We start from the raw sequence: 20002 nt of genomic DNA, 5'->3' as shown, positions 1-20002 counted from the left end.
TACGTCATGGTATATCGTTGGCTAACGATTGGGGTGCTTATTACCCTTACGCTCGGAGTAGGCGTCATTGCTCTCAATTACGATAATTCAATTCAAACTCAACGCATCGGTTATTCGACGCCCCCAGTAGACTCAGAGCAGAGCTCAAAATCTCACTCGGCTAGCGAGATGGGTGACCAAAAAGTGGCTTCACAGCAAACATTTGAATCTCAAAGTGAACGCATTGAAGCTGAAATGTTGTCAGAGCTAAAGACGCTCAATCAAGACATTGCGGATGAAAAAGTAAGATTAGACCAAGACACGGCCGAAGCGCAATCAATGGAGGAGTCTCCAGAGTTGGTTCTGGCAAGGGCCAGTGTCATTTTGTCTGAGCTAGAGAGTGAAGGGATTGTGTTGAATTATGACCCTACGCTTTTAACCCCAGACGCCGCCTCACCCAAGATACAAGCCATTAAACAACAAGTGGTCGACGTGGAAACTGACCTGATTGATATTGAAAAAAGATTCAATAACCTCGGCAACAATAAGGAATCGTTATGATGAATATCATGAAAACAGGCGCTTCATTACTTATGTTGGTTGGCGTCTCATTGCCGACGGTTGCCGCTTCGGTTGGTGAACTCAGTGGACGCGCGTTGGTTTCTCAAGGCAAGTCTGGGTATCAGGTTGATTTGCAACTGCCTAGTGGCGTCAACGACTTAGTTCCCGCGTTATCAGTTCAATATCAGCAAGGCTCCGCCAATGGTCCGTTAGGGCTTGGAATGACCTTAAACGGGTTGTCGAGCATTACTCGCTGTAGTCGTAACGAACAAGACGATGGCATCAATAGTGGGATGCGATTTGATGATACCGATGTGTATTGCTTAGACGGTCAACGTCTCTTTTTAGTGTCTGGTAGCGAAGGCCAAGGGGGGAGTGAATATCGAACGAAAGGGGGATGGCAGACCAAGATTGTCGCAAACGGTCAATTATCTTCTGGACCAGAAAGCTGGACGATTTATTCGTCTGATGGGTACGTGACACGTTATGGCTCAAGAGAGGATGCTCAATTAACCATTGATGGTCATGGCCTTGAGTGGTTCATCTCGAGACAATCCGACCGATTTGAAAATGGTATCGACTTTCGCTATCGCACTCACCAAGGTCAGCGCTACCTCGATAATATTCAATATGCCGACGTGAACCTTGCTTTTAACTATACGAACCGCCCTGACGTGCTTACTGCCTATCGTTTTGGCCACAAGCAGACACTGGGACAAAAGCTCGACCATATTCAAATTAACCGCGATGGCCATGGGCTTCGCCGCATTGAATTTGCATACGGTGAAGTCAATTCTCAAGGCATTGAATTCAGTCGAATGGAGAGTTTGCGAGTGTGCGGCTCTGGTGGCGATTGCATGCCTGCGCACACTTTTGAATGGGAAAGTAACCCATATGCAGAGGGAGAGCCTGAGCAAAAAACACTGTATTCTCTCGATGAATTTAAAGGGTTTGTTGCGGGTGATATCAACCGAGATGGTCTCAGTGACATGTGTTACCTTGACGATGGGCTTTATTGCGGAATTAACCAAGGGCAAGGGAACTACGCCTTCGCGACGAAGTGGAGTCACGACTTTCAAGGCAGCGCATGGGAGGGGGCTCAAAACTACGCGTCGTTGAGCTTACTTGATATTAATGAAGACAGCTTTCAAGACTTGTGTGCATTTAATGAAACCGGTTTTTTCTGCGCGTTAAATAACCAAGGACGCTCGTTTGATTCAGGGCGCTACTGGAGCCGAAACTACACCATTGATGATGCAGTAAGGCTGCTGGATGCGAATAACGATGGTTTGGCGGATGTTTGCCGAGTTGAATCCAACCGAGTGGTTTGCGCCAACAATACAGGGCGAGGACTTAGCGCTGATTATGTCTTAATGGACCAAGGTTACCCGTTAGAGAAAACGTATCAGTCAATATCCTTTGGTGCTGGAAGTGTTGATTTCGATCCTGTGAACCTACCACAAAGCCAATTTATTGATATTAACCAAGATGGTTTTGCTGATTTATGTGGCGTGAAGCTTGATGGCCATTTTTATTGCTCTTTGGGTCAAAAATCCGGCAGCAGTACACTCTCTTTTCAAGCAGCTCAACGATGGGCAAGTCAATTGCCGATTGGGTTAAAAAATACCGTCTCACAATCACCGAATAATAATACCCACGAGCAAGACGTCAAGGTGGTTGAGCAATTGCAACGTACCATGAACCTTGTTGATGTCACCGGTGATGGGTTGGCTGAGCTGTGTTACCGACAAGGAAACGATCTTGTTTGCCACCAGAATACAGGGCAAGGCTTTGATGCCGCTAAAACATGGTTAACGCTCGGACAAGACCATTTTAGAATCGATACCGGTAATGAGAATAACGTGTCACAGGTTGAAGCGTCCATCATGCTGTCTGACCGAAACAGCGATGGATTGTCTGACTTGTGTTACATCGCTGGGGAGCGCGTTTATTGTGCTTATGGCGACGGTAAACATTTTAATTCGCCGACCGTGTTAGCCACGTTAAACGCTGACCTGGATTTGCTTAAAGACAAGATGTCGTTTTCTGGGAATAAGATTCAAAAATTCTTTGGTATTAAAACCACGATTTACTCTATGGCTGTGAATAACGTTTACGGACCGTTTAAAAAAGGCGTCGACGCCAATGGCGATGGTTTAATCGGTGATTGTTATCGCTCTATCGATGGATTGACATGCCTCTCTTATGAGTTTGAACCGCTGGCTTTACTTAAATCGGTCACGTCAGGGTTAGGTGTGAAAAGTGAGTTTGAGTATGGATTAACAGGAAATGCCTCGGTGTTCCAAGGGGCGCAAGCGCCTTCAGGACTCATTGCGCTTGAGCCAAACTTTAAAGTGGTCAAGGCGCTTAAGCGCAGTAATGGTATTGGCGGCATTAACCGTACTGAGTACTTTTATAGAGGGTATCACGCTCACCCTGATAAGGGCCTGCTCGGGTTTGGGGAAATACAAAACAAAGATTTAGCGAGTCATACCCTTACATCGACCGTGACCGGGTACCGCAGTGATTGGACACCTTATGTTGAGCGCACGCAAACGCGAATCAATAACCAAAAGATTTCACAAAGCGAATTTGATTATAGAGAGGTGACGTCTCCTATTGCTGGGCAGTCTTGGCCACAAATGATTGAAAGCCGTCAATCGGCGTGGGATACATCAGGAAACCTTTTGACCCATACGGTTACGCAATATCAAGGTTACGATGCGCTTAATTTCCCCGATACCATCACACGAACGGTCGAGGATGGTAATGGTGAACGATTTGTTGAAAAAACGAGCACACGCTATCAGCATGATACGCAGCGTTGGTTAATCGGCAAACCTCGTGATGTATCTGTGACCAAATCCAATGGTCACGATTCTCAAACGAGAAATACGACCTTTTCTTATGATGCAAATACCGGGGCTTTGGTTAAGCAAACCGTCGAGCCTGGGCATGCACTCTCGTTAACGACGCAATTTGACTACAATGCCAGCGGATTTCGCACCTTAGAGCGTACGACAGGCAGTGGTGAAACACGTCAATCGACGACCCTGTACGATGCTTTAGGTCGAGTGACGAAGCATACCAACACCCTTGGTCACTTTGTCACGACCACTTATAACAACTCGTGTGGATTGCCCGACACCGTCACCGATGCTAATGGGTTGACGACCCGTTTTGCTTATGACGATTACTGTCGAGAAATTAAGAAAATCTTGCCCGATGGTAATTGGGTTGAACAAGTCTATGAATGGAGCGATGGCGCGGATGCCGGTTTAGACCAACACGGATTGACGTTGGGTGACCGCAGCATCTTCATGGTGACCACACAAACCTCTCAGGGCGGTTTATCGACCACGTATTTTGACAAGTTGGGGCGTGAAGTGCGCACCAAGCAATTGAACGGTGATGGCAAAACCGTGATGGTTGATAAGGCTTACGACGCAAAAGGCCTGCTCGTTGGGGAAACCGTGCCTTATTTTGAGGGGTACTTTGCAGGGGATGCGACGTACTGGTTACAAACCACTTATGACGCGCTAGGTCGACCTATAGCTCAAACTCAACCAACGGAAGATGTCGGTGACCTTGTTGCGACCACTCGCTATCAAGGTTTAACCGCAACAATAACGGGCCCCGGTACATTTGAGAAGGTTGAGCAAACCAATGGTTTGGGACAAACGGTCCAAATCGTAGAAAATGGTCAGTCAACCCTACGCTATACCTATGATGCAGTCGGTAACCTCACCCAAACCGATACCAATGGACTGATAACGGAGCTGAGTTATGACCAGCTCGGTTATAAAACTAAGATGATTGACCCTGCGATGGGCACTTGGACGTATGGTCACAACGCGTGGGGGGAGCTGGTTTGGCAACAGGATGCGAAAGGACAGCGCACCACATTCACTTATGATGCACTCGGTCGTAAAATTAATGAAACTCGCCCAGATGAAATCAATCAATGGCAATATGATCAATCGTTGAAAGGCGGACTGGATGCCTCCAGCAGTGACAGTAGCCAGCGTCGCTATACGTACGATGCGTTGGGGCGCACTCAATCGATGACCCTATCCATTGATGGCTCAGAGTACACGACCTACTACGAGTACAATGAAGAAGGTCGTCTCAGTAGGGTTACCTTCCCGTCGGGGATGAATTTAGATAAAGATTACGATGTGAATGGTCTGCTTAAGCGAATGAGTATCCCTTATTCTGATATTTGGGATAGCCAATACCTGCAAATTGAGGAAGCGTTAAAAGCCACCTCAGAGCGCATTGTTGAACTCGAGATGCAGGCTTATGAGCTTGAGAAAAGTGCGCAATTTTATATCGAAGAGTCTGAGCGTTTACGTCAAGCGGCAGCGCAGTTGTTTGCCAAAAGTAATAGTTACCAACATACCGCCAACAAACTCAGTGCCAGCGCGAGTTCGATATTTAGAAGTGCCAATATTAATGCTAACCGCGCCGCGAGTTATCGTCGTAGCGCACAATATTACTGGCGAGCTTTTGGTAATCGAGTGTTCAGTAACTACAAAACACAAAATGGCTACGCGTATTACAAATATGACCGATGTACTAAGAAAGATTGGAAAGGAAATTGTAAAAAGAAAGAGTATTTTACCGCTAAAGTACCATTATGGATGGTTCAAACTCACCGCTGTACGACGTGGAAAGGCAATAAGTTTTGCTTCAATGGTGCTCAAGCCAGTATTAACTTAACGCAAGTTTATAATCAATGGGCAAACCACTATCAAGCGATTGCGAATCGTCAGCGTGCTCAGGCAAACCAAAAGCAGAGTCAGGCTAACCACTATCAAGCCGCCTCTGATAATGCAGAGCGTCGCGCGAATGAATTGATTGTGCAAGCTCAGCAAAATGCCGCGTTAGCCAGACAAGAAACCGATTTACTGTCTAACTTAACCGATGAACTCGATGATTTGGTGGTTGCGGAGGCAGAGCTTCAAGAGATAATGGACCAACGTCTAGACGATGATACGGCGGAAATTGTCTGGGTAGCGACCAGTCGTGATAACTTTGGACGAATTGGTGGGGAAATCTTTGGTAATGGAATGTTGACAAGGCGTGATATTGACCGCTCTCGCGGAACGGTTCAACGCATAACGACGGGAATGGGAGATAACTACCTTCGAGACATTCATTATACTTACGATGAGCGTGGTAACGTTCTGCGCAAAGTCAGTGCTGTCCGAAATCAACAAGAGTACTACCAGTACGATGATTTTGATCGTTTAACACAATGGCACTACAGCGATAACCGCAGCGTTGCTCAGGTCGAACGCGATTACCGTTATGATGTGTATGGAAACTTGACGTATAAAACCGGACAAGGCCAGTTTAATGTTAATGCCAACGGGCAATTGGTTGGCGATTACACGTATGATGCCAACGGCAATATGGTTTCAGGTCGCGGAAGAACCATCGCTTGGAACTCGTTTAACAAGGCCAAGCACATTAATGACAATGGCGCGGTTGCTCAGTATGAGTATGGTAGTGAGCGAGAGCGTGTAAAACAGACGTCTGATGGGGTCACAACCTACTACATCAGCCCTGAGTACCAGTTAGAGGTGTCGACCAACGCGGACGGTAAGGTTGTAACAGCGATGCGCCACCGATTTATGGCAGACAGTCAGGCGGTCGCTGAGCACGTGAAAACGTTAATTGGTAGTGAAAAGCAAATTGACCGAACCGCTTACTTCCATAGAGATGCGTTAGGGACGGCAGATTTAATCACCGACCCGAATGGGCAAGTGCAAATAGAACGTGGTTATACGCCGTTTGGTGAGCTTTTAGCGTCGGCAGAGTTACAAGACACACCTATGTTTACCAACGCTGAGATGCGCGGTTTCACTGGGCATGAAAATGTCGGTAACAGCAGCGGTCTTATCAACATGAACGCTCGACTTTACGACCCAGCCATTGGTCGATTCTTGAGTGCGGATACGTTCGTACCAGAACCAAGCTTTAGCCAAAGTTACAACCGTTACGCGTACGTTTATAACAACCCGTTAAAATATACGGACCCGACGGGGCATTGGGTGTGGTGGGCCGCGGCCATGGCCTTTTTTGTGGTGAGTCAAACCTTTGAAAACCCGGCTATACAAATGGCAGGGATGGTGGTTGGCGCTATCGCGATGGGGTACGCCGCCTCCGGGTTGTATGCGGGATTACAACCCGTCGCGCAAGCGGCTGCTAGCGGAGCAACCGTGTCATTTTCTACGACTTATATCACGACAGGTGACTTTGGTGACTCGATGCAAGCTGGCGTGTTAGGAGGGCTGTCTGCAGGTGTCACCTATGGGGTAGCTCATGGTGCTGCGGGTGGCACAAGTCCGTTTGGCGCCGCTCTGCCCGTCGCTCATGGTGTGGTGCAAGGCGGCTTCCATGAGCTGCAAGGTGGCAGCTTCAAGCAAGGCTTTATCAGTGGTGTCATTGGTAAGCTTGGCGGTGGCATTGTTCATGACGGTGATAAAACGCTGACGATTCAGGAAGCCGGAGGTATGGTGATTGTGTCGGGCATTGCAGCGGCGGCCAGTGGAGCGAATAGCCGAGATGCAGTGATGCGCTCTGCTATGAGTGTGATTACTATTTATCTTTATAACGATATTGCACGTATGAAAGAAATGAATAGACGATCTGGGCCAACCACTTTTAAAGATGTTCGAAATGGAGTCTCGAATATAGCTTCGACGAGTGACAAAGTAGCAACTGTTTGTTTGATTAGTGGCAATATACCTTGCGCAACTGTTTTTGGTTCTACCTCTTTAGCGGCTTCAGGAACGGTCTTATTGATGGATATTGAGCTAAATGAAGCTAACCTGGCTGATGGAGCTGGTTTCTCAAATAATGCTATTTCAGGTGCGATTTTACCAAAATATGCAATAGAGGCTTTACCTGTCCAATATGAATTACCCACACTTATCATTTTTGATGCTTATGGCAAGGTTAGCGGGTTTCTATTTTCAGAGGCAGCAGAGAATTATGGAGAGTCAAAATGACAAAAGTTAAAATAAAAGCTAGGTATCAAAAAGTCACTTATCAAACGATGAGTATTTTATCTATTTCTTTTTTGATTTTGTACATTGAACGATTGGAAGTTTATCTGTTACTAATTTCGCTGTTATTGGCCTCTGGCTTATTACAAAAACATATAATTTACCTAGTAAAAAACAACATGCTCTACCGGTATCGTTTAGGTGGAATTTTGGTTACAACATTCCTTCTTGGCTGGTTTATTTCACCTTCTTTGGTCGCTATACCATCAAGTATCGCTATGTGGTGGTTATCTTGGGTGGGGATCAGAATTATGGAGTCTTAAAATGGGTCATCTTAAGAAATTATATTACGCGTCAATATTAGCGTTACTTGTAGGTTGCGGTGGAGGAAGCGGCGGCGGTAGCTCTTCCTCTGCAAACTCAGTGGATACTGTCACTCGTTACAGTAGTGATTATGCAGCGTCTGATTTACGGGTGTTCTTTGCATTATCGGTAACAAGCCCATCCGAGGCTGAAATCGAGGGATATGTTCAAGATAGTTCATTTAACTATGTTGCAATTAATGGCGGTGACCAGCTAGTTGCTGAAGTTGATAGCCTAAACTTCTCGTTAGCTGAAACATCGGTGGAAGGAGGTGTTTACTATTATGGTGGGGATGTTTCAGCAAGCGCCTCAGAGTACATTGTAAAGTTATTGAGAGGGGATGTTGTTCAAAGTTCACTGGCCGTGAATGAACTACCGTTACCCTTTACATTAACGACAAGCTTTGCAGGCGAAGTGATAGATGTATCATGGGCTCCTGAGGCAGACCATACATACTCTTACCTAGTGGAAACGCTAACTTGTAAAAATAGTATTGAGACCAATATCAGAACTGTGTCACCAGATATTAACGCTGGTGAGCATCTACTTAATTCAGGCTCTTACAATAAGAGCTTGAGTGAAGTGTTTGGTCAAACGCAAGCACAGTTAACTCAAGGTTTTGATAGCTGTATATTTGAGATGGATATTATAGCGAGCAAGGACTCGTTACCACCTCAAACCAATGGACAATTAACTCTTGATGTTGTTCAAAAAAGAAAGATCAAAATAGAGCTTTAGTCTTGTTATAGAGAACCTGTCTAGTAATTTAACGCCTTTCTCTTTGTTGAATGATTTAACAGGAGAGAGGCGTTATTGTTTGAATAAAAACTCACCCCAAGGTTTGATTTATTCCCGTGCTAGTCTGGCCTTGAAGCTAATACTCTAAATCATAATTGTCCAAAAACGAGTTAGCGCTCTGCTGCAGTGACCCGACTATCAGCTAACCCTGTTTAATGTCCGTCAATTTTAGAAAACCTTCATAATCACTGGCTCGAATCATTGAGTTGATTTTTCATATACGCCAGAAACGAAAAATGCCGCATCCATGCGACATTTTTCTTTTGGCGGCCAAACCAGTTTTGCTATATCCATTCTAGATTTCAATCCATTAGGAGATTATTCAGAATGTACTTATAAGACGCTGTTAATCTTGATTAGTTCCCTTTACGCGGCATTTTTTTTCGATTTATTTTCTAAGTCGAATGACGCTGCGATTAATTTCTTGGTGTAGTCATTTTTCGGTGCATTGAAAATCTCTTCTGCAGACCCTTCTTCCATCACTTCACCTTTCTGCATCACCAATACACGATCCGATAAGGCTTTGACTACCGAAAGGTCGTGGCTGATGAATAGGAAGCCGATATTGTGCTTGGCTTGAATGTCTTTTAGCAGGTCAATCACCGTCAGTTGTACAGAGCGATCGAGTGCTGAAGTCGGTTCATCCAATAGGATGAAAGACGGCTCAAGAATCAACGCGCGAGCAATCGCGATACGTTGTCTTTGTCCGCCAGAGAACTCATGCGGATAACGGTTGATTGAATTCGGCTCTAAGCGAACTTCAATCAATGCTTTGCGCGCTCTTTCTAAACGTTCTTGCTTGGATAGATGAGGTTGATGCACCGTTAAACCTTCAGTGATGATTTCCCCAACGGTCATGCGTGGTGATAAAGAACCATAAGGGTCTTGGAATACCATCTGAACATCTTTCTTGAGCTTGTGACGTTCTTTATCGGTTAACAAACTCACATCTTGGCCTTTGTAAACAATACGTCCGGTACTTGGCAGTAAGCCGATCAGTGCGCGTCCTAGTGTTGATTTACCTGATCCAGATTCACCAACAATGCCTAACGTTTCACCTTGTTTTAGGGTCAATGAGATGCCTTTTACAGCTTCGAAATATTGACTCTTACTCTTAATGAAGTGGGATTTCACCAAGAATTGAACACGGATATCATCGGCACACAGTAGCTCTGGCGCCGATGTATCTACAGGAACCTTCGCGCCTTTCGGAATTGAGTTGATCAGCATGCGTGTGTAATCGTGCTTAGGATTGTCGAATAGCTCTTGAGTGAGTCCTTCTTCGACCAATTCCCCTTTACACATCACGAGTACTCGGTCGGCAAAGTGTTTCACTACACCGAGATCATGGGTAATGAACAAAATCGCCATGCCCATCTTGCTTTGAATTTCTTTGATAAGAGAAAGCACTTCAGCCTGAACCGTTACATCTAAAGCCGTAGTCGGTTCGTCTGCAATCAGAATGTCTGGTTCATTGATCAGAGCCATTGCGATCATGATGCGTTGCAACTGGCCGCCTGAAAACTCATGTGGGTATTTGTCGTATGCCTGTTCTGGCATTGGCAGATGCACAAGGTTGAAAAGCTCAAGTACACGCTGCTTCGCTTGAGATTTCGATACATTACGATGACACATAATGGCTTCAGCCACTTGTGTGCCCACGCGTAGATATGGGTTTAGAGAGGTCATTGGTTCTTGAAAGATCATTCCGATCCTGTCACCACGAATTGACTGCATCTCTCGTTCAGTCTTTTTGAGTATCGACTGACCTTCAAATTCGATTTCCGATTGAGCATCAATAATGGCGTTGTCAGGAAGCAAACGCATTAAAGCGTTGGAAGAAACAGATTTACCTGAACCCGATTCGCCAACAATGGCCAAGGTTTCACTAGAATTAAGAGTAAAGTTAATCTTTTTTACCGCATCAATGATTCCATCATTGGTTATGAATTTAACGGAGAGATTATTAACTTTAAGAATGGCCCGGTCCGACATGATATATCCTTATCAATTTAAGACATTAGGTGAAGATTGAACTTCTGAAGTGGTTTTAAGTTGCCCAAAATGGTGATGAGCGCGTTGAATTTGTTCTAGCTCGAGCATCCAATGTGAGCTGCGCTGAGCACTGCAAAATGCGATCAGGTGATTGAGTAAATCTTCGCTCTGCTTTTCCAATAACCTAAAGGTACGTTGAATCAACTCTGTACCTTCAAGAGAGATAAATTGCATCAATGCATAAGATTGGTTCAAGGTGTCGAAGGCTTGTTGCTGTTGCCCTAAACGATTGAGAATCTCTGATTGAGCGACACTGGCGTCTCTAAGGCCTGAAATTAAGCAAGCAAACTGGCAGGGTTTGATGTCACTTTGGTATGCCGCGTTTTGGATGTGATGAGGAAGAGAGGTGAGAACATCATTATAGAGGCGCTGTGCTTCGGGCCAATGACCTTGTTCCATTAACTGTTCAGCTTTTAGGTAGTGCATCCAGCAGCGTTCAATTTCCATGTCCACATCCTTAATTTTAAATATCCTAAAATGTTAATGATATTTATTATCAATTGCAAATTAAAATCATTCACATGCTAAGTTGGTGAATTAAATCTCTCGTTATTGCTAAAAACGGGGAAAATTGTGTGTTATTTGTTCAGTTGAACAGCTGTGCAGCGTAAGTCACTAAATTTATAGGTAATTACATCTACACTGATTTTATCTACACCCAAGTAATGAAGGACTAAGGAGGCGGCGATGGCGATGCAAAGACTCAATACAGAACAGCTGTATAAGGTAGCGGAACTCGATAAGCTACCATGTAAGTCGACCAAAGAACTGGCTCCAATTGACGAAATCGTCGGGCAAGAACGCGCACAAAAGGCCGTTGAGTTCGCGATGTCAATCAAGGAAAAGGGTTACAACATTTATGCGATAGGTCGAAACGGTCTTGGTAAACGCACCATGATCTTGCGCTACCTAAACCGACACCCTCAAGAAGTACAGGAGCTTTTTGATTGGTGCTATATCGCGAATTTTGAAGACATTCGTACACCTAAGGTGCTGAAATTACCTCGTGGTGTTGGCAGCAGTTTGAAGCAAGATATTGAAAAGCTGATGCGGAAGCTTCTTAAAGCAATGCCACTCGCATTCGATAACGAGATGTACTTTAACCGCGCTGACCGATTAAAAAATCAGTTGGCCGCTAAGCAACAAGCGGCGTTAGAAGCGATCAGTCAAGAAGCAAAAGATAAGGGCATCAACCTGACGATCACGACTCAGGGTGACTACCAATTTGTCGCGATGAATGGCGATGATCTTCATACCGAAGAGAGCTTCGACTTACTCACGTCAGAAGAGCAAGATCAATTCGATAAAACCATTGATGGATTGGAAGTCGGGCTGCGGACCATTTCTCGTGAACTGACCGAGCTTGAAGAGACGTACACAGAGAAAGTTCAAAAGTTGAATGATGATACGGCGCGAGATGTTATTACCCACTTCATCAAGCAGTTGAAGCAAGATTACAGCCAATATCCTGATATTAAAAAGTACCTGACAGCACTGCGTAAAGACATTGTCGACAACGCAGATATTTTCTTAGAAGAGAGTACAGAGCAAGCAGAAGTTGCAACCGCCTCTTTGGACAAGAAAATGCCACGTCGCTACAAGGTGAACGTGATTGTGAGCCAGAAGGAGGAGACTCTGCCGATCGTGGTGGAAGAGAATCCGAATTATCACTCTCTGTTTGGCTATGTCGAAACGGCAACGTTCAAAGGCACCGTATTTACAGACTTCTCTTTGATCCGCGCAGGTAGCTTACATAGAGCCAATGGCGGCGTCTTGCTGATGGATGCGGTCAAAGTACTTGAACAACCTTATGTATGGGAAGGCTTGAAGCGCGCGCTGCGTTCGCGTCAATTGAGCTTCACGTCATTAGAAAAAGAGGTCACGTTAACGGGGGCGGTATCACTTGATCCTGAGCCTATTCCATTGGACGTTAAGATCATCCTGTTTGGTGATTATCGAACTTATCAACTACTGCAACATTACGATGCGGAGTTTGGTGAATTGTTCCGTGTGACGGCCGATTTTGAAGATGAGATGAAGCGTACTGCGGATTCTGAAATGCATTACGCACGCTTCATTTCAAGCATCGTGCACGACAACAACATGCTGCATTGTGATCGCAAAGCGATTGCTCGGATCATTGAGCACAGTTCTCGTCAGGCGGGTGACCAAAGTAAGTTGTCGCTGCACTCGGCACACATTGCCAACCTGCTTCGTGAATCAAACTACGTGGCGAAAGGAGCGAAGTCGAACCTGATTCGTGCTACGCATGTCGACCAGGCGCTATCGAACCAACAGATGCGTGTCGGGCGACTGCAAGACAGCGTAATGGAAACCTTCACCAACGGTACAACACTGATTCATGTGGATGGTCAGGCGGTTGGGCAGGTCAATGCGTTGTCTGTACTCAGCACAACCGATCATATGTTTGGCGCACCGAACCGAATCACGGCAACCACGGCTTATGGTGACGGTGAAGTGATTGATATCGAAAGAAACGTAGATCTAGGCGGGAGTATTCACTCGAAAGGGGTGATGATCTTATCGGCTTACCTTTCTTCGGTATTTGGTAAGACAGCGAAAGTACCGCTTACGACCAATATCACCTTCGAACAATCGTATGGTGGCGTCGATGGTGATAGCGCGAGTATGGCCGAGTTTTGTGCGGTGGTGTCTGCATTCTCTAAGCAGCCGAACCGTCAAGACATCGCGATTACCGGCTCGATGAACCAGTTCGGTGAGTCTCAGCCTATTGGTGGTGTGAATGAGAAAATTGAAGGCTTCTTTGATGTGTGCGAAATCAAAGGACGTTCAAATGAGCAAGGGGTGATCATCCCACGTTCAAATGTTCACAACCTGATGTTGCGTAATGACATCGTAAAAGCGGTTGAAAAGGGCGAGTTTAATATTTGGGCTATCGACCATGTGACCGAAGCGATTGAGCTGTTTACAGGCAAAGCCGCCGGTGAGGCGAGTGATGAGGGGAGTTACCCCATCGATACTATCTTTGGTATCGCTCAAGCTAAACTGAACGCACTGCGTAAATAGTCTAATATCTATAGACCCAACTAGCTTATTAGCTAGATAAGCGGTTGAAAAGATAGATAAATAGCCAAAACTAAAAAGCCATCGACATAAAAATCGATGGCTTTTTTTGATTGCGACTTTGCTCGCTATTGAGTCGTCTGTATCTGGTCTGCTTACGGTATTCGGTGAATGTAATGTGCTAAATGACTTTACCTATTTCGCAAACAGAGCTTGGTGCCATCGAACTTCAGCTTCGCCAATAAGTGCTTGGCATTAGAGCGGCCAATATCATCAAATTCTACCCCGTATCGAGCGTAGTGCGTTGATTTTTGGAGATTACAGATGATGCCTTTCAATGGCGGTATAAGTGGGCCATTGTAGTTCTCAGGTGTAACTTCAATAGAGACTCGATCGGCAATTTGAATCGCACGAGAAGTCGGTGAGGTAACAAAACGACAACCACTTTTCGATAAGTCTCTAATCTCACAGTTTGCTCGTTGATCGTTGAAGATGATTCTGGAAGCTAAGTTCACCTCGTAGCGTGTCTCTTTACGCAGTTGGGTTACTTGCATCGAGCTTGGTGTTGAAAGCACAAGTATAGGGAAGGGATCTCCAATCCTATGGTGAATTTGGCTTTTAAAGTGGATAAGAGCGCCTTCTCCTCGCAGAGAGTACGCACGAGCTGTCATCCAAAAACCTTCTTGAAAGAAAAAGCTCAGATCATCGTTGGATACGTCGGGAACCTCAACCACAATGCAGTTATCACTGTGTGTACCGATAAATTTGGTGGTGGCGAGAAACTTAGTACCAACTGGAGTCGATACATTTAATGTCAGTTCACTGCCGTGCTCTATCATAGCCAGTGCATCGGTGCTATTTAATGTAGAAACGGTGCGGTTACGAGGATCTTGAAGTGCCTGATTATGCTCCAAAGGCTTCTTCAGTGGTGCGTTCATTATATGTTCTCCATGCGCCAACATGCGTCTGTTTGTTATATTGGTAACTTGCTATTAAGGGGCAAATACGTGCTAGATTTAGCAGGTGCAATTACATAAATTAAGTGCAATTACATAGACTAGGTAGATGTACTCACATAGATTTATAGAGTGCCTTTATCTTTATTGATTCGTTATTAAGCCGATGGCACAGAGTTATTTACTTTGTTTGTAAGTACTTAGTTCTATTTGTATAAGCTTGAGTTAGTCTATTACAAGGAATGAATACTTCAAATTTTTATTGTTTGTCGTATCAATTATTTTCAGGAGTTGAGAATGCAGGCAACAAAATGGGATCAAGATGCGAACCAGATCACAGTTGAGCTAGCACCCAACCAGTTCGCGGTTGTTAAGTATCAAAAGGATGGAGATGTACTACATATCACATCGACACGTATTCCTGATGAGCTTCAAGGTAAGGGCTTCGGTAAGGTGATGATGGAGTCGGTACTGACTGAAATTGAACAAGCAGGTTTTAAAATTGTACCGATTTGTAGCTATGTGATTCACTATATGAATAGGCAGCCACAGTGGGCACACCTTTTATCCGATAAAGCATAGTAACGAGTATATGTCTCAATCAATATCGTCAAAAAATATCGCTCAACCGATAGCGAATTCAAGTCAAAATCAGCCAGAGCTTTATCAACAAAAGTTTTATCAAAATGAGCTTTATCAAAAAATAGCGGCCTCACTGGGTTGTCATCAAGGGTTTGATGTCCAGGTAATTCAAAGCCTATGGGGCGGGTATGGTGAATTAGTTCGTTTGGTTTTTTCTGAAGACAGGCGTTCTTCATTCAACAGTGTGATTGTTAAACATGTCGCATTGCCAGATAAAGCAGAACACCCAAAGGGTTGGAATACCAAACTTTCTCATCAACGAAAGGTGCACTCTTACCAAGTTGAGACCGCGTGGTATCAGTCGTTTACCCAACAGTGGGATGAGCGTTGCCCTGTACCTGTAGGGCTGCAATGTGAGTTACAAGAGCACGAGTGGCTGATTGTGATGCAAGACTTGGCCGAAATCGGTTTTCCGTTAACTTCTCAGTTTGATGTGCTTGCTGCTTTTGATGATTCAGCAATCCAAGATACTCAGTCTGATCTGGCGTCTGGTTACACACTAGAAGAGCAAAACCAACGCGATGCTTGCCTTAAATGGCTCGCTAACTTTCACGCAAAGCACATCAATGTAGATCAAGAACATTCAGCTTCATTGTGGCAAGTCGGCACATATTGGCATTTAGACACGCGGCCTGACGAGTTAAACGCATTGGCTGATTTATCGCTTAAGAGCCAAGCGCAGCACATTGATAATCTATTAAGGACGTGCCCATATCAAACCTTGGTACATGGTGACGCCAAGCTCGCCAACTTCTGCTTTGATTTAGACAGTGAGCGCGCTGCTGCCGTTGATTTCCAATACGTTGGGCGTGGTTGTGCGATGAAAGATGTGGCCTTGTTCATGAGTAGTGCTGTGAGGCCGCAAGACTGTGCAGAGCTTGAATCAGAGATCTTGGAGGCTTACTTTCGATACTTGAAAGCGGCACTCATGCACTATCAACCACACCTTTCGTTCGATGATGTTGAAGCCGCATGGCGACCAATGTTTTACGTGGCATGGGCTGATTTTCAACGTTTTGTTAAAGGTTGGAGCCCTGATCATTGGAAGATCAACCCGTATACCGAGCAACTAACCTTACGAGTGCTTAACCAATTAGACGAACAGGAGTCCGTCAATGTTCGATAAAACCGCGAGCTGGAAAACGCCGCAAAACTTCTTATTACTGATTTCAATTGTTGTCCCTATCGCGTTTTCGAGCTGGATGGCGCTGCTTAATAACTTCGTTATTGAGAAAGCGAATTTTGATGGTGCGGATATTGGTTTATTGCAAAGTGTTCGTGAGATCCCTGGCTTTTTGGCCTTTACCGTGGTGTTTGTGTTGGCGTTCATTCGCGAGCAACGCTTCATGTTGATATCGCTAGCGATGCTCACTGTCGGTACGGCGATTACCGGTTTGTTTCCTTCACTCACTGGCCTACTGCTGACCACCATTTTGATGTCGACGGGTTTTCACTATTTTGAAACGCTCAAGCAGTCTTTGTCACTCCAATGGCTGAGTAAAGAAGAGGCCCCTGAGATGCTGGGTAAAATGATCTCTGTTGGCGCGTTGGCCTCGTTAATTACTTATGGCTCAATCTGGGTGATGTTAGAACAGCTGAAGCTCGATTTTGCTTGGGTGTACGGCATTACTGGCGGTATTGGATTTATTCTGGTTTTGGTGATGACCTTTGGTTTTCCTGAGTTTCAAACCAAGACTCAACAAAATAAGAAATTGGTGCTGAGAAAGCGTTACTGGCTCTACTACGCGCTCACCTTTATGAGTGGCGCGAGAAGACAGATCTTCACGGTATTTGCTGGCTTTCTGATGGTAGAGAAGTTTGGTTACTCGGCTGCTGACGTAACGCTACTGTTCTTAATTAATTACCTGTTTAACTTCTTATTCGCAAAACGTATTGGTCGATTTATCGGTGTGGTTGGAGAGCGCAAGGCCCTGATCTTCGAGTATGTTGGTTTGATTGGTGTGTTTGTCGGTTATGGTTTAGTACAAAGCGCGGAATGGGCGGCGGCGCTGTATGTTGTTGACCATCTGTTCTTTGCACTCGCATTAGCGATCAAAACCTACTTCCAGAAAATCGCCGATCCTGCCGACATGGCATCAACCGCAGGTGTCTCTTTCACCATCAACCATATTGCAGCGGTTGTTATTCCAGTCGTATTTGGGGTGATTTGGTTATCGTCCCCTGCAACGGTTTTCTACATAGGTGCTGCGATGGCGGCGGTATCTTTGGCGTTGTCTTTAAACATCCCCAAGAAGCCCGAAGAGGGCAATGAAGTGCGAATGTTTAGCTGGCGCTAACTCTCGATAAAGACTAATAAAAAGCTCCAATAGTGATATTGGAGCTTTTTTGTATGTACTAGATGGAAATATCTAGTCAGCTTCCGGTAGGGTTAGCTTTCAGTAGGATTAGCTTCTTGCGGTTTTTAATTCACCACGTAACTTGAAGACTCCTTTTGGTGCCTTAGTCAATAAGATGCCACAAAGCAGAGGAATCATCATCACCAGTGACTGTTCAGACAGCACTTCTCCATTGATGTAGCAAGAGATCAGTAGTGCAACCACAGGGAAAATCAGGAAGCAGATAGACGCTTGGAACGGCGTCGAAACTTGTCCGAGTTTAAAGTAGGCAACAATGCCGCCAACACTCGCCACAAAGCCTAGGTAAACTACCGCTGAGATTGAATCCCAAGTGAAGGATTCAACATTCACGTTTTCACCTATCGCCGAAACGGCGAATAAGAATAGAGAAGCGATCAGACTTGGGACTGCGTTGTACGTCAGTACTTCGATGCCTTTACAGTGCTTTTGAACTAACACATACATAACAGCGTGTATTGCCACAGCAAGACCTAAGCAAACGGTACCAACTAGGTAGTCATCGCCACCCATCTGCATTTCATTACCGAGGATCAAACATAGGCTTACAACAGCGGTAGCCAAACCAAATATTTGGTGCTTAGCCAATCGTAGGCCTAGGAATAGGCCTGACATCAACATCACAGCGACCGGCATGTTAGCGAAGATGATCGACGCTAGACCAGAAGAGATGTATTGCTCGCCATAGATCATCAAAGTAAATGGAATCGCAAAGTACATCAGCGCAACAATCAGCAACCATTGACGCTTGCCTTTAGGAAACAGCAGTGGCTGGTTGAAGACTTTCGCTAATACCGCAAGCAGAGGTGCTGCGAGTAAAAAGCGCAATGCAGTAGCAAAAATTGGTGGGATAGAATGCAATGCCACTTCCATTGCGAACCAAGTGGTTCCCCAAATTAGGCAAACAGAGACAAAAAGCAAGATAGTTAGCGACTTCGAATTCATGGTGACTACTCATTAATAATTATTTTAAATCATCGGCTTGTGGCGCCTTAATGACGTGGCACAGTATAAGGAGGTCGTCGGAGAAAAGTTTTGTCTTTTTATCTCTAATTGCAATATTTTGTGGAAAATTAATCTCTAGTATGTCTGTTTTTTAGAAAATAAATTCAATTTAGGTAGCTTGAGTAAAGGCATTGTTCTTTGTAAGGTTTAATGTCGTTTAAGAAACGATCAACTTGGCGAGTATGGCTATTTGGTTTATTGCTGTCAGCGTAGCAACAAAAGGCGCCTTTTAAATCACTGTATAAGATGTAAGGCGCCGTTATTATTCTCAGTACAGTCGGTAGATTCAACTACGTAACAGGCTTAACTTGTTTTGACTGTCTTACCGAAAGGATAAGTTGCGGTAGCAGTGACATCACTATCATGCCTGTCATTAGCGAGTACTGAACTGCTGTAAATGATTCACTCATCAACATCATACCCGTCACAATTCCCGCAATTGGGTTAGCGATGCCACCGAAGGTGAAATCCACCACAGACATACGTTGTAGTAGCCACACATACATGCCGTAACCCAGGGCCGTGTTCAGGACAATCACCCAAACAAGTCCTATTGCGTTACGAGTATCGAAATGAGTCACAGCGTTAACATAAGGCTGTGGGTCGATGAGCGCATGAACGCCAGACGCGACAGATAAAATCGTACCGCCTAGAATCAGTTGCCACGTTAATACCTTCCACCAGTGCATGCGATTACCCAGTGACTTGGTAATGCTGCTGCCGATAACGATACACATGATTGCAGCGAACATGGCGCCTAAACCTATTGGGTTTAATGCGATTTGACTTGGATTAAACAGTATCCACGCCAATGTGATTAATCCAACACCAGACAAGGCTTGAATCAATTGCGGACGCTGTTTCTTTACTACCCAATGGAAGATCATCGCAAACACTGGCACAGAGATCATACCTACACCGGAGATTGCCGAAGGCAACGTCAACGCCATCACGAAAATTAAGCTAAAGAAGGTCGCGATATTGATAAGACCCAATGTGAAAATGATCTGCCATTCGCCTTTTTGAGGCAGTGTCGGTTTTACTACTAGCAATAACAAACCAGCAGGCAACGCACGCAAAGCACCCAATAATAAGGGGGGCCATTCCTGTAGCGTAAATTGCGTCACTGCATAGGTTGTTCCCCAAAAGAACGCGGGAATCATTGCTAATAATATGTTCATATGAAATATCTTTACGTTAAGGTAAT

Annotated in this window: 13 protein-coding genes; 8 read left to right on the top strand and 5 right to left on the bottom strand. The window is 45.0% G+C overall.

Features of this window, described 5'->3' with window-relative positions; all coding sequences use genetic code 11:
• Window positions 1-6: 6 nt before the first annotated feature.
• Genes ACED25_RS18060 through ACED25_RS18045 form a run of 4 tightly spaced genes read left to right on the top strand, consistent with a single transcriptional unit; the run spans window position 7 to window position 8657 of the window.
• Window positions 7-540, top strand: a complete 534-nt coding sequence (locus ACED25_RS18060; RefSeq protein WP_371695821.1) for a hypothetical protein — start codon at window positions 7-9, stop codon at window positions 538-540.
• Window positions 537-7559: an RHS repeat-associated core domain-containing protein gene (locus ACED25_RS18055; protein WP_371695820.1), complete on the top strand. Its 7023-nt coding sequence runs from the start codon at window positions 537-539 to the stop codon at window positions 7557-7559. Before ACED25_RS18060 ends, ACED25_RS18055 begins: the two co-directional genes overlap by 4 nt.
• Window positions 7556-7879: a hypothetical protein gene (locus ACED25_RS18050; RefSeq protein ID WP_371695819.1), complete on the top strand. Its 324-nt coding sequence runs from the start codon at window positions 7556-7558 to the stop codon at window positions 7877-7879. Before ACED25_RS18055 ends, ACED25_RS18050 begins: the two co-directional genes overlap by 4 nt.
• A 1-nt stretch (window position 7880) precedes the next feature.
• The gene (locus tag ACED25_RS18045) at window positions 7881-8657 is read left to right on the top strand and encodes a hypothetical protein (RefSeq protein WP_371695818.1); all 777 of its coding nucleotides are present in this window, start codon (window positions 7881-7883) and stop codon (window positions 8655-8657) included.
• 426 nt (window positions 8658-9083) lie between these two features.
• Here ACED25_RS18045 and ACED25_RS18040 read toward each other — a convergent pair whose 3' ends face one another.
• Window positions 9084-10712 carry an ABC transporter ATP-binding protein gene (locus ACED25_RS18040; protein WP_371695817.1) on the bottom strand — a complete coding sequence of 543 codons (1629 nt, stop codon included), beginning with the start codon at window positions 10710-10712 and terminating at the stop codon, window positions 9084-9086.
• Window positions 10713-10724: 12 nt separating this feature from the next.
• Window positions 10725-11219 (bottom strand): hypothetical protein, encoded by a 495-nt coding sequence (locus tag ACED25_RS18035; RefSeq protein WP_009846166.1) that lies wholly within the window; start codon window positions 11217-11219, stop codon window positions 10725-10727.
• A gap of 240 nt (window positions 11220-11459) precedes the next feature.
• Here ACED25_RS18035 and ACED25_RS18030 point away from each other — a divergent pair, with 240 nt between their 5' ends.
• On the top strand, window positions 11460-13820 hold the full coding sequence (locus ACED25_RS18030) for a Lon protease family protein (protein WP_371695816.1): 2361 nt from the start codon (window positions 11460-11462) through the stop codon (window positions 13818-13820).
• A gap of 188 nt (window positions 13821-14008) precedes the next feature.
• Here ACED25_RS18030 and ACED25_RS18025 read toward each other — a convergent pair whose 3' ends face one another.
• Entirely contained in the window at window positions 14009-14755 is a 747-nt protein-coding gene (locus ACED25_RS18025) for a flagellar brake protein (protein ID WP_009846168.1), read from the bottom strand.
• A gap of 315 nt (window positions 14756-15070) precedes the next feature.
• Between ACED25_RS18025 and ACED25_RS18020 the strand changes: the two genes are divergently transcribed.
• The 3 genes from ACED25_RS18020 to ACED25_RS18010 are packed head-to-tail and all read left to right on the top strand — an operon-like array spanning window position 15071 to window position 17712.
• Window positions 15071-15355 carry a GNAT family N-acetyltransferase gene (locus ACED25_RS18020; RefSeq protein ID WP_029223001.1) on the top strand — a complete coding sequence of 95 codons (285 nt, stop codon included), beginning with the start codon at window positions 15071-15073 and terminating at the stop codon, window positions 15353-15355.
• A gap of 10 nt (window positions 15356-15365) precedes the next feature.
• Complete coding sequence (locus tag ACED25_RS18015; protein ID WP_371695815.1) at window positions 15366-16541, top strand: phosphotransferase; 1176 nt, start codon at window positions 15366-15368, stop codon at window positions 16539-16541.
• Window positions 16531-17712, top strand: coding sequence for an MFS transporter (locus ACED25_RS18010; RefSeq protein ID WP_009846171.1), 1182 nt, complete (start codon window positions 16531-16533; stop codon window positions 17710-17712). Before ACED25_RS18015 ends, ACED25_RS18010 begins: the two co-directional genes overlap by 11 nt.
• A gap of 108 nt (window positions 17713-17820) precedes the next feature.
• Here ACED25_RS18010 and ACED25_RS18005 read toward each other — a convergent pair whose 3' ends face one another.
• On the bottom strand, window positions 17821-18735 hold the full coding sequence (locus ACED25_RS18005; RefSeq protein ID WP_371695814.1) for a DMT family transporter: 915 nt from the start codon (window positions 18733-18735) through the stop codon (window positions 17821-17823).
• A 350-nt stretch (window positions 18736-19085) separates the two neighbouring features.
• Entirely contained in the window at window positions 19086-19976 is an 891-nt protein-coding gene (locus ACED25_RS18000; protein ID WP_371695813.1) for a DMT family transporter, read from the bottom strand.
• Window positions 19977-20002: the final 26 nt, after the last annotated feature.

The organism is Vibrio sp. 1F263, from assembly GCF_041439035.1.
Classification (GTDB): Bacteria; Pseudomonadota; Gammaproteobacteria; order Enterobacterales; family Vibrionaceae; genus Vibrio; species Vibrio tasmaniensis_A.
This window is presented reverse-complemented; position numbering and strand designations above follow the sequence as displayed.

Bases quoted from the DNA above. Each gene is read 5' to 3' on its own strand.
- ACED25_RS18035 (WP_009846166.1), bottom strand. From the start codon at position 11,219: ATGGAAATTGAACGCTGCTGGATGCACTACCTAAAAGCTGAACAGTTA.
- ACED25_RS18005 (WP_371695814.1), bottom strand. From the start codon at position 18,735: ATGAATTCGAAGTCGCTAACTATCTTGCTTTTTGTCTCTGTTTGCCTA.
- ACED25_RS18055 (WP_371695820.1), top strand. From the start codon at position 537: ATGATGAATATCATGAAAACAGGCGCTTCATTACTTATGTTGGTTGGC.
- ACED25_RS18040 (WP_371695817.1), bottom strand. From the start codon at position 10,712: ATGTCGGACCGGGCCATTCTTAAAGTTAATAATCTCTCCGTTAAATTC.
- ACED25_RS18050 (WP_371695819.1), top strand. From the start codon at position 7,556: ATGACAAAAGTTAAAATAAAAGCTAGGTATCAAAAAGTCACTTATCAA.
- ACED25_RS18030 (WP_371695816.1), top strand. From the start codon at position 11,460: ATGGCGATGCAAAGACTCAATACAGAACAGCTGTATAAGGTAGCGGAA.
- ACED25_RS18045 (WP_371695818.1), top strand. From the start codon at position 7,881: ATGGGTCATCTTAAGAAATTATATTACGCGTCAATATTAGCGTTACTT.
- ACED25_RS18060 (WP_371695821.1), top strand. From the start codon at position 7: ATGGTATATCGTTGGCTAACGATTGGGGTGCTTATTACCCTTACGCTC.
- ACED25_RS18000 (WP_371695813.1), bottom strand. From the start codon at position 19,976: ATGAACATATTATTAGCAATGATTCCCGCGTTCTTTTGGGGAACAACC.
- ACED25_RS18015 (WP_371695815.1), top strand. From the start codon at position 15,366: ATGTCTCAATCAATATCGTCAAAAAATATCGCTCAACCGATAGCGAAT.
- ACED25_RS18025 (WP_009846168.1), bottom strand. From the start codon at position 14,755: ATGAACGCACCACTGAAGAAGCCTTTGGAGCATAATCAGGCACTTCAA.
- ACED25_RS18020 (WP_029223001.1), top strand. From the start codon at position 15,071: ATGCAGGCAACAAAATGGGATCAAGATGCGAACCAGATCACAGTTGAG.
- ACED25_RS18010 (WP_009846171.1), top strand. From the start codon at position 16,531: ATGTTCGATAAAACCGCGAGCTGGAAAACGCCGCAAAACTTCTTATTA.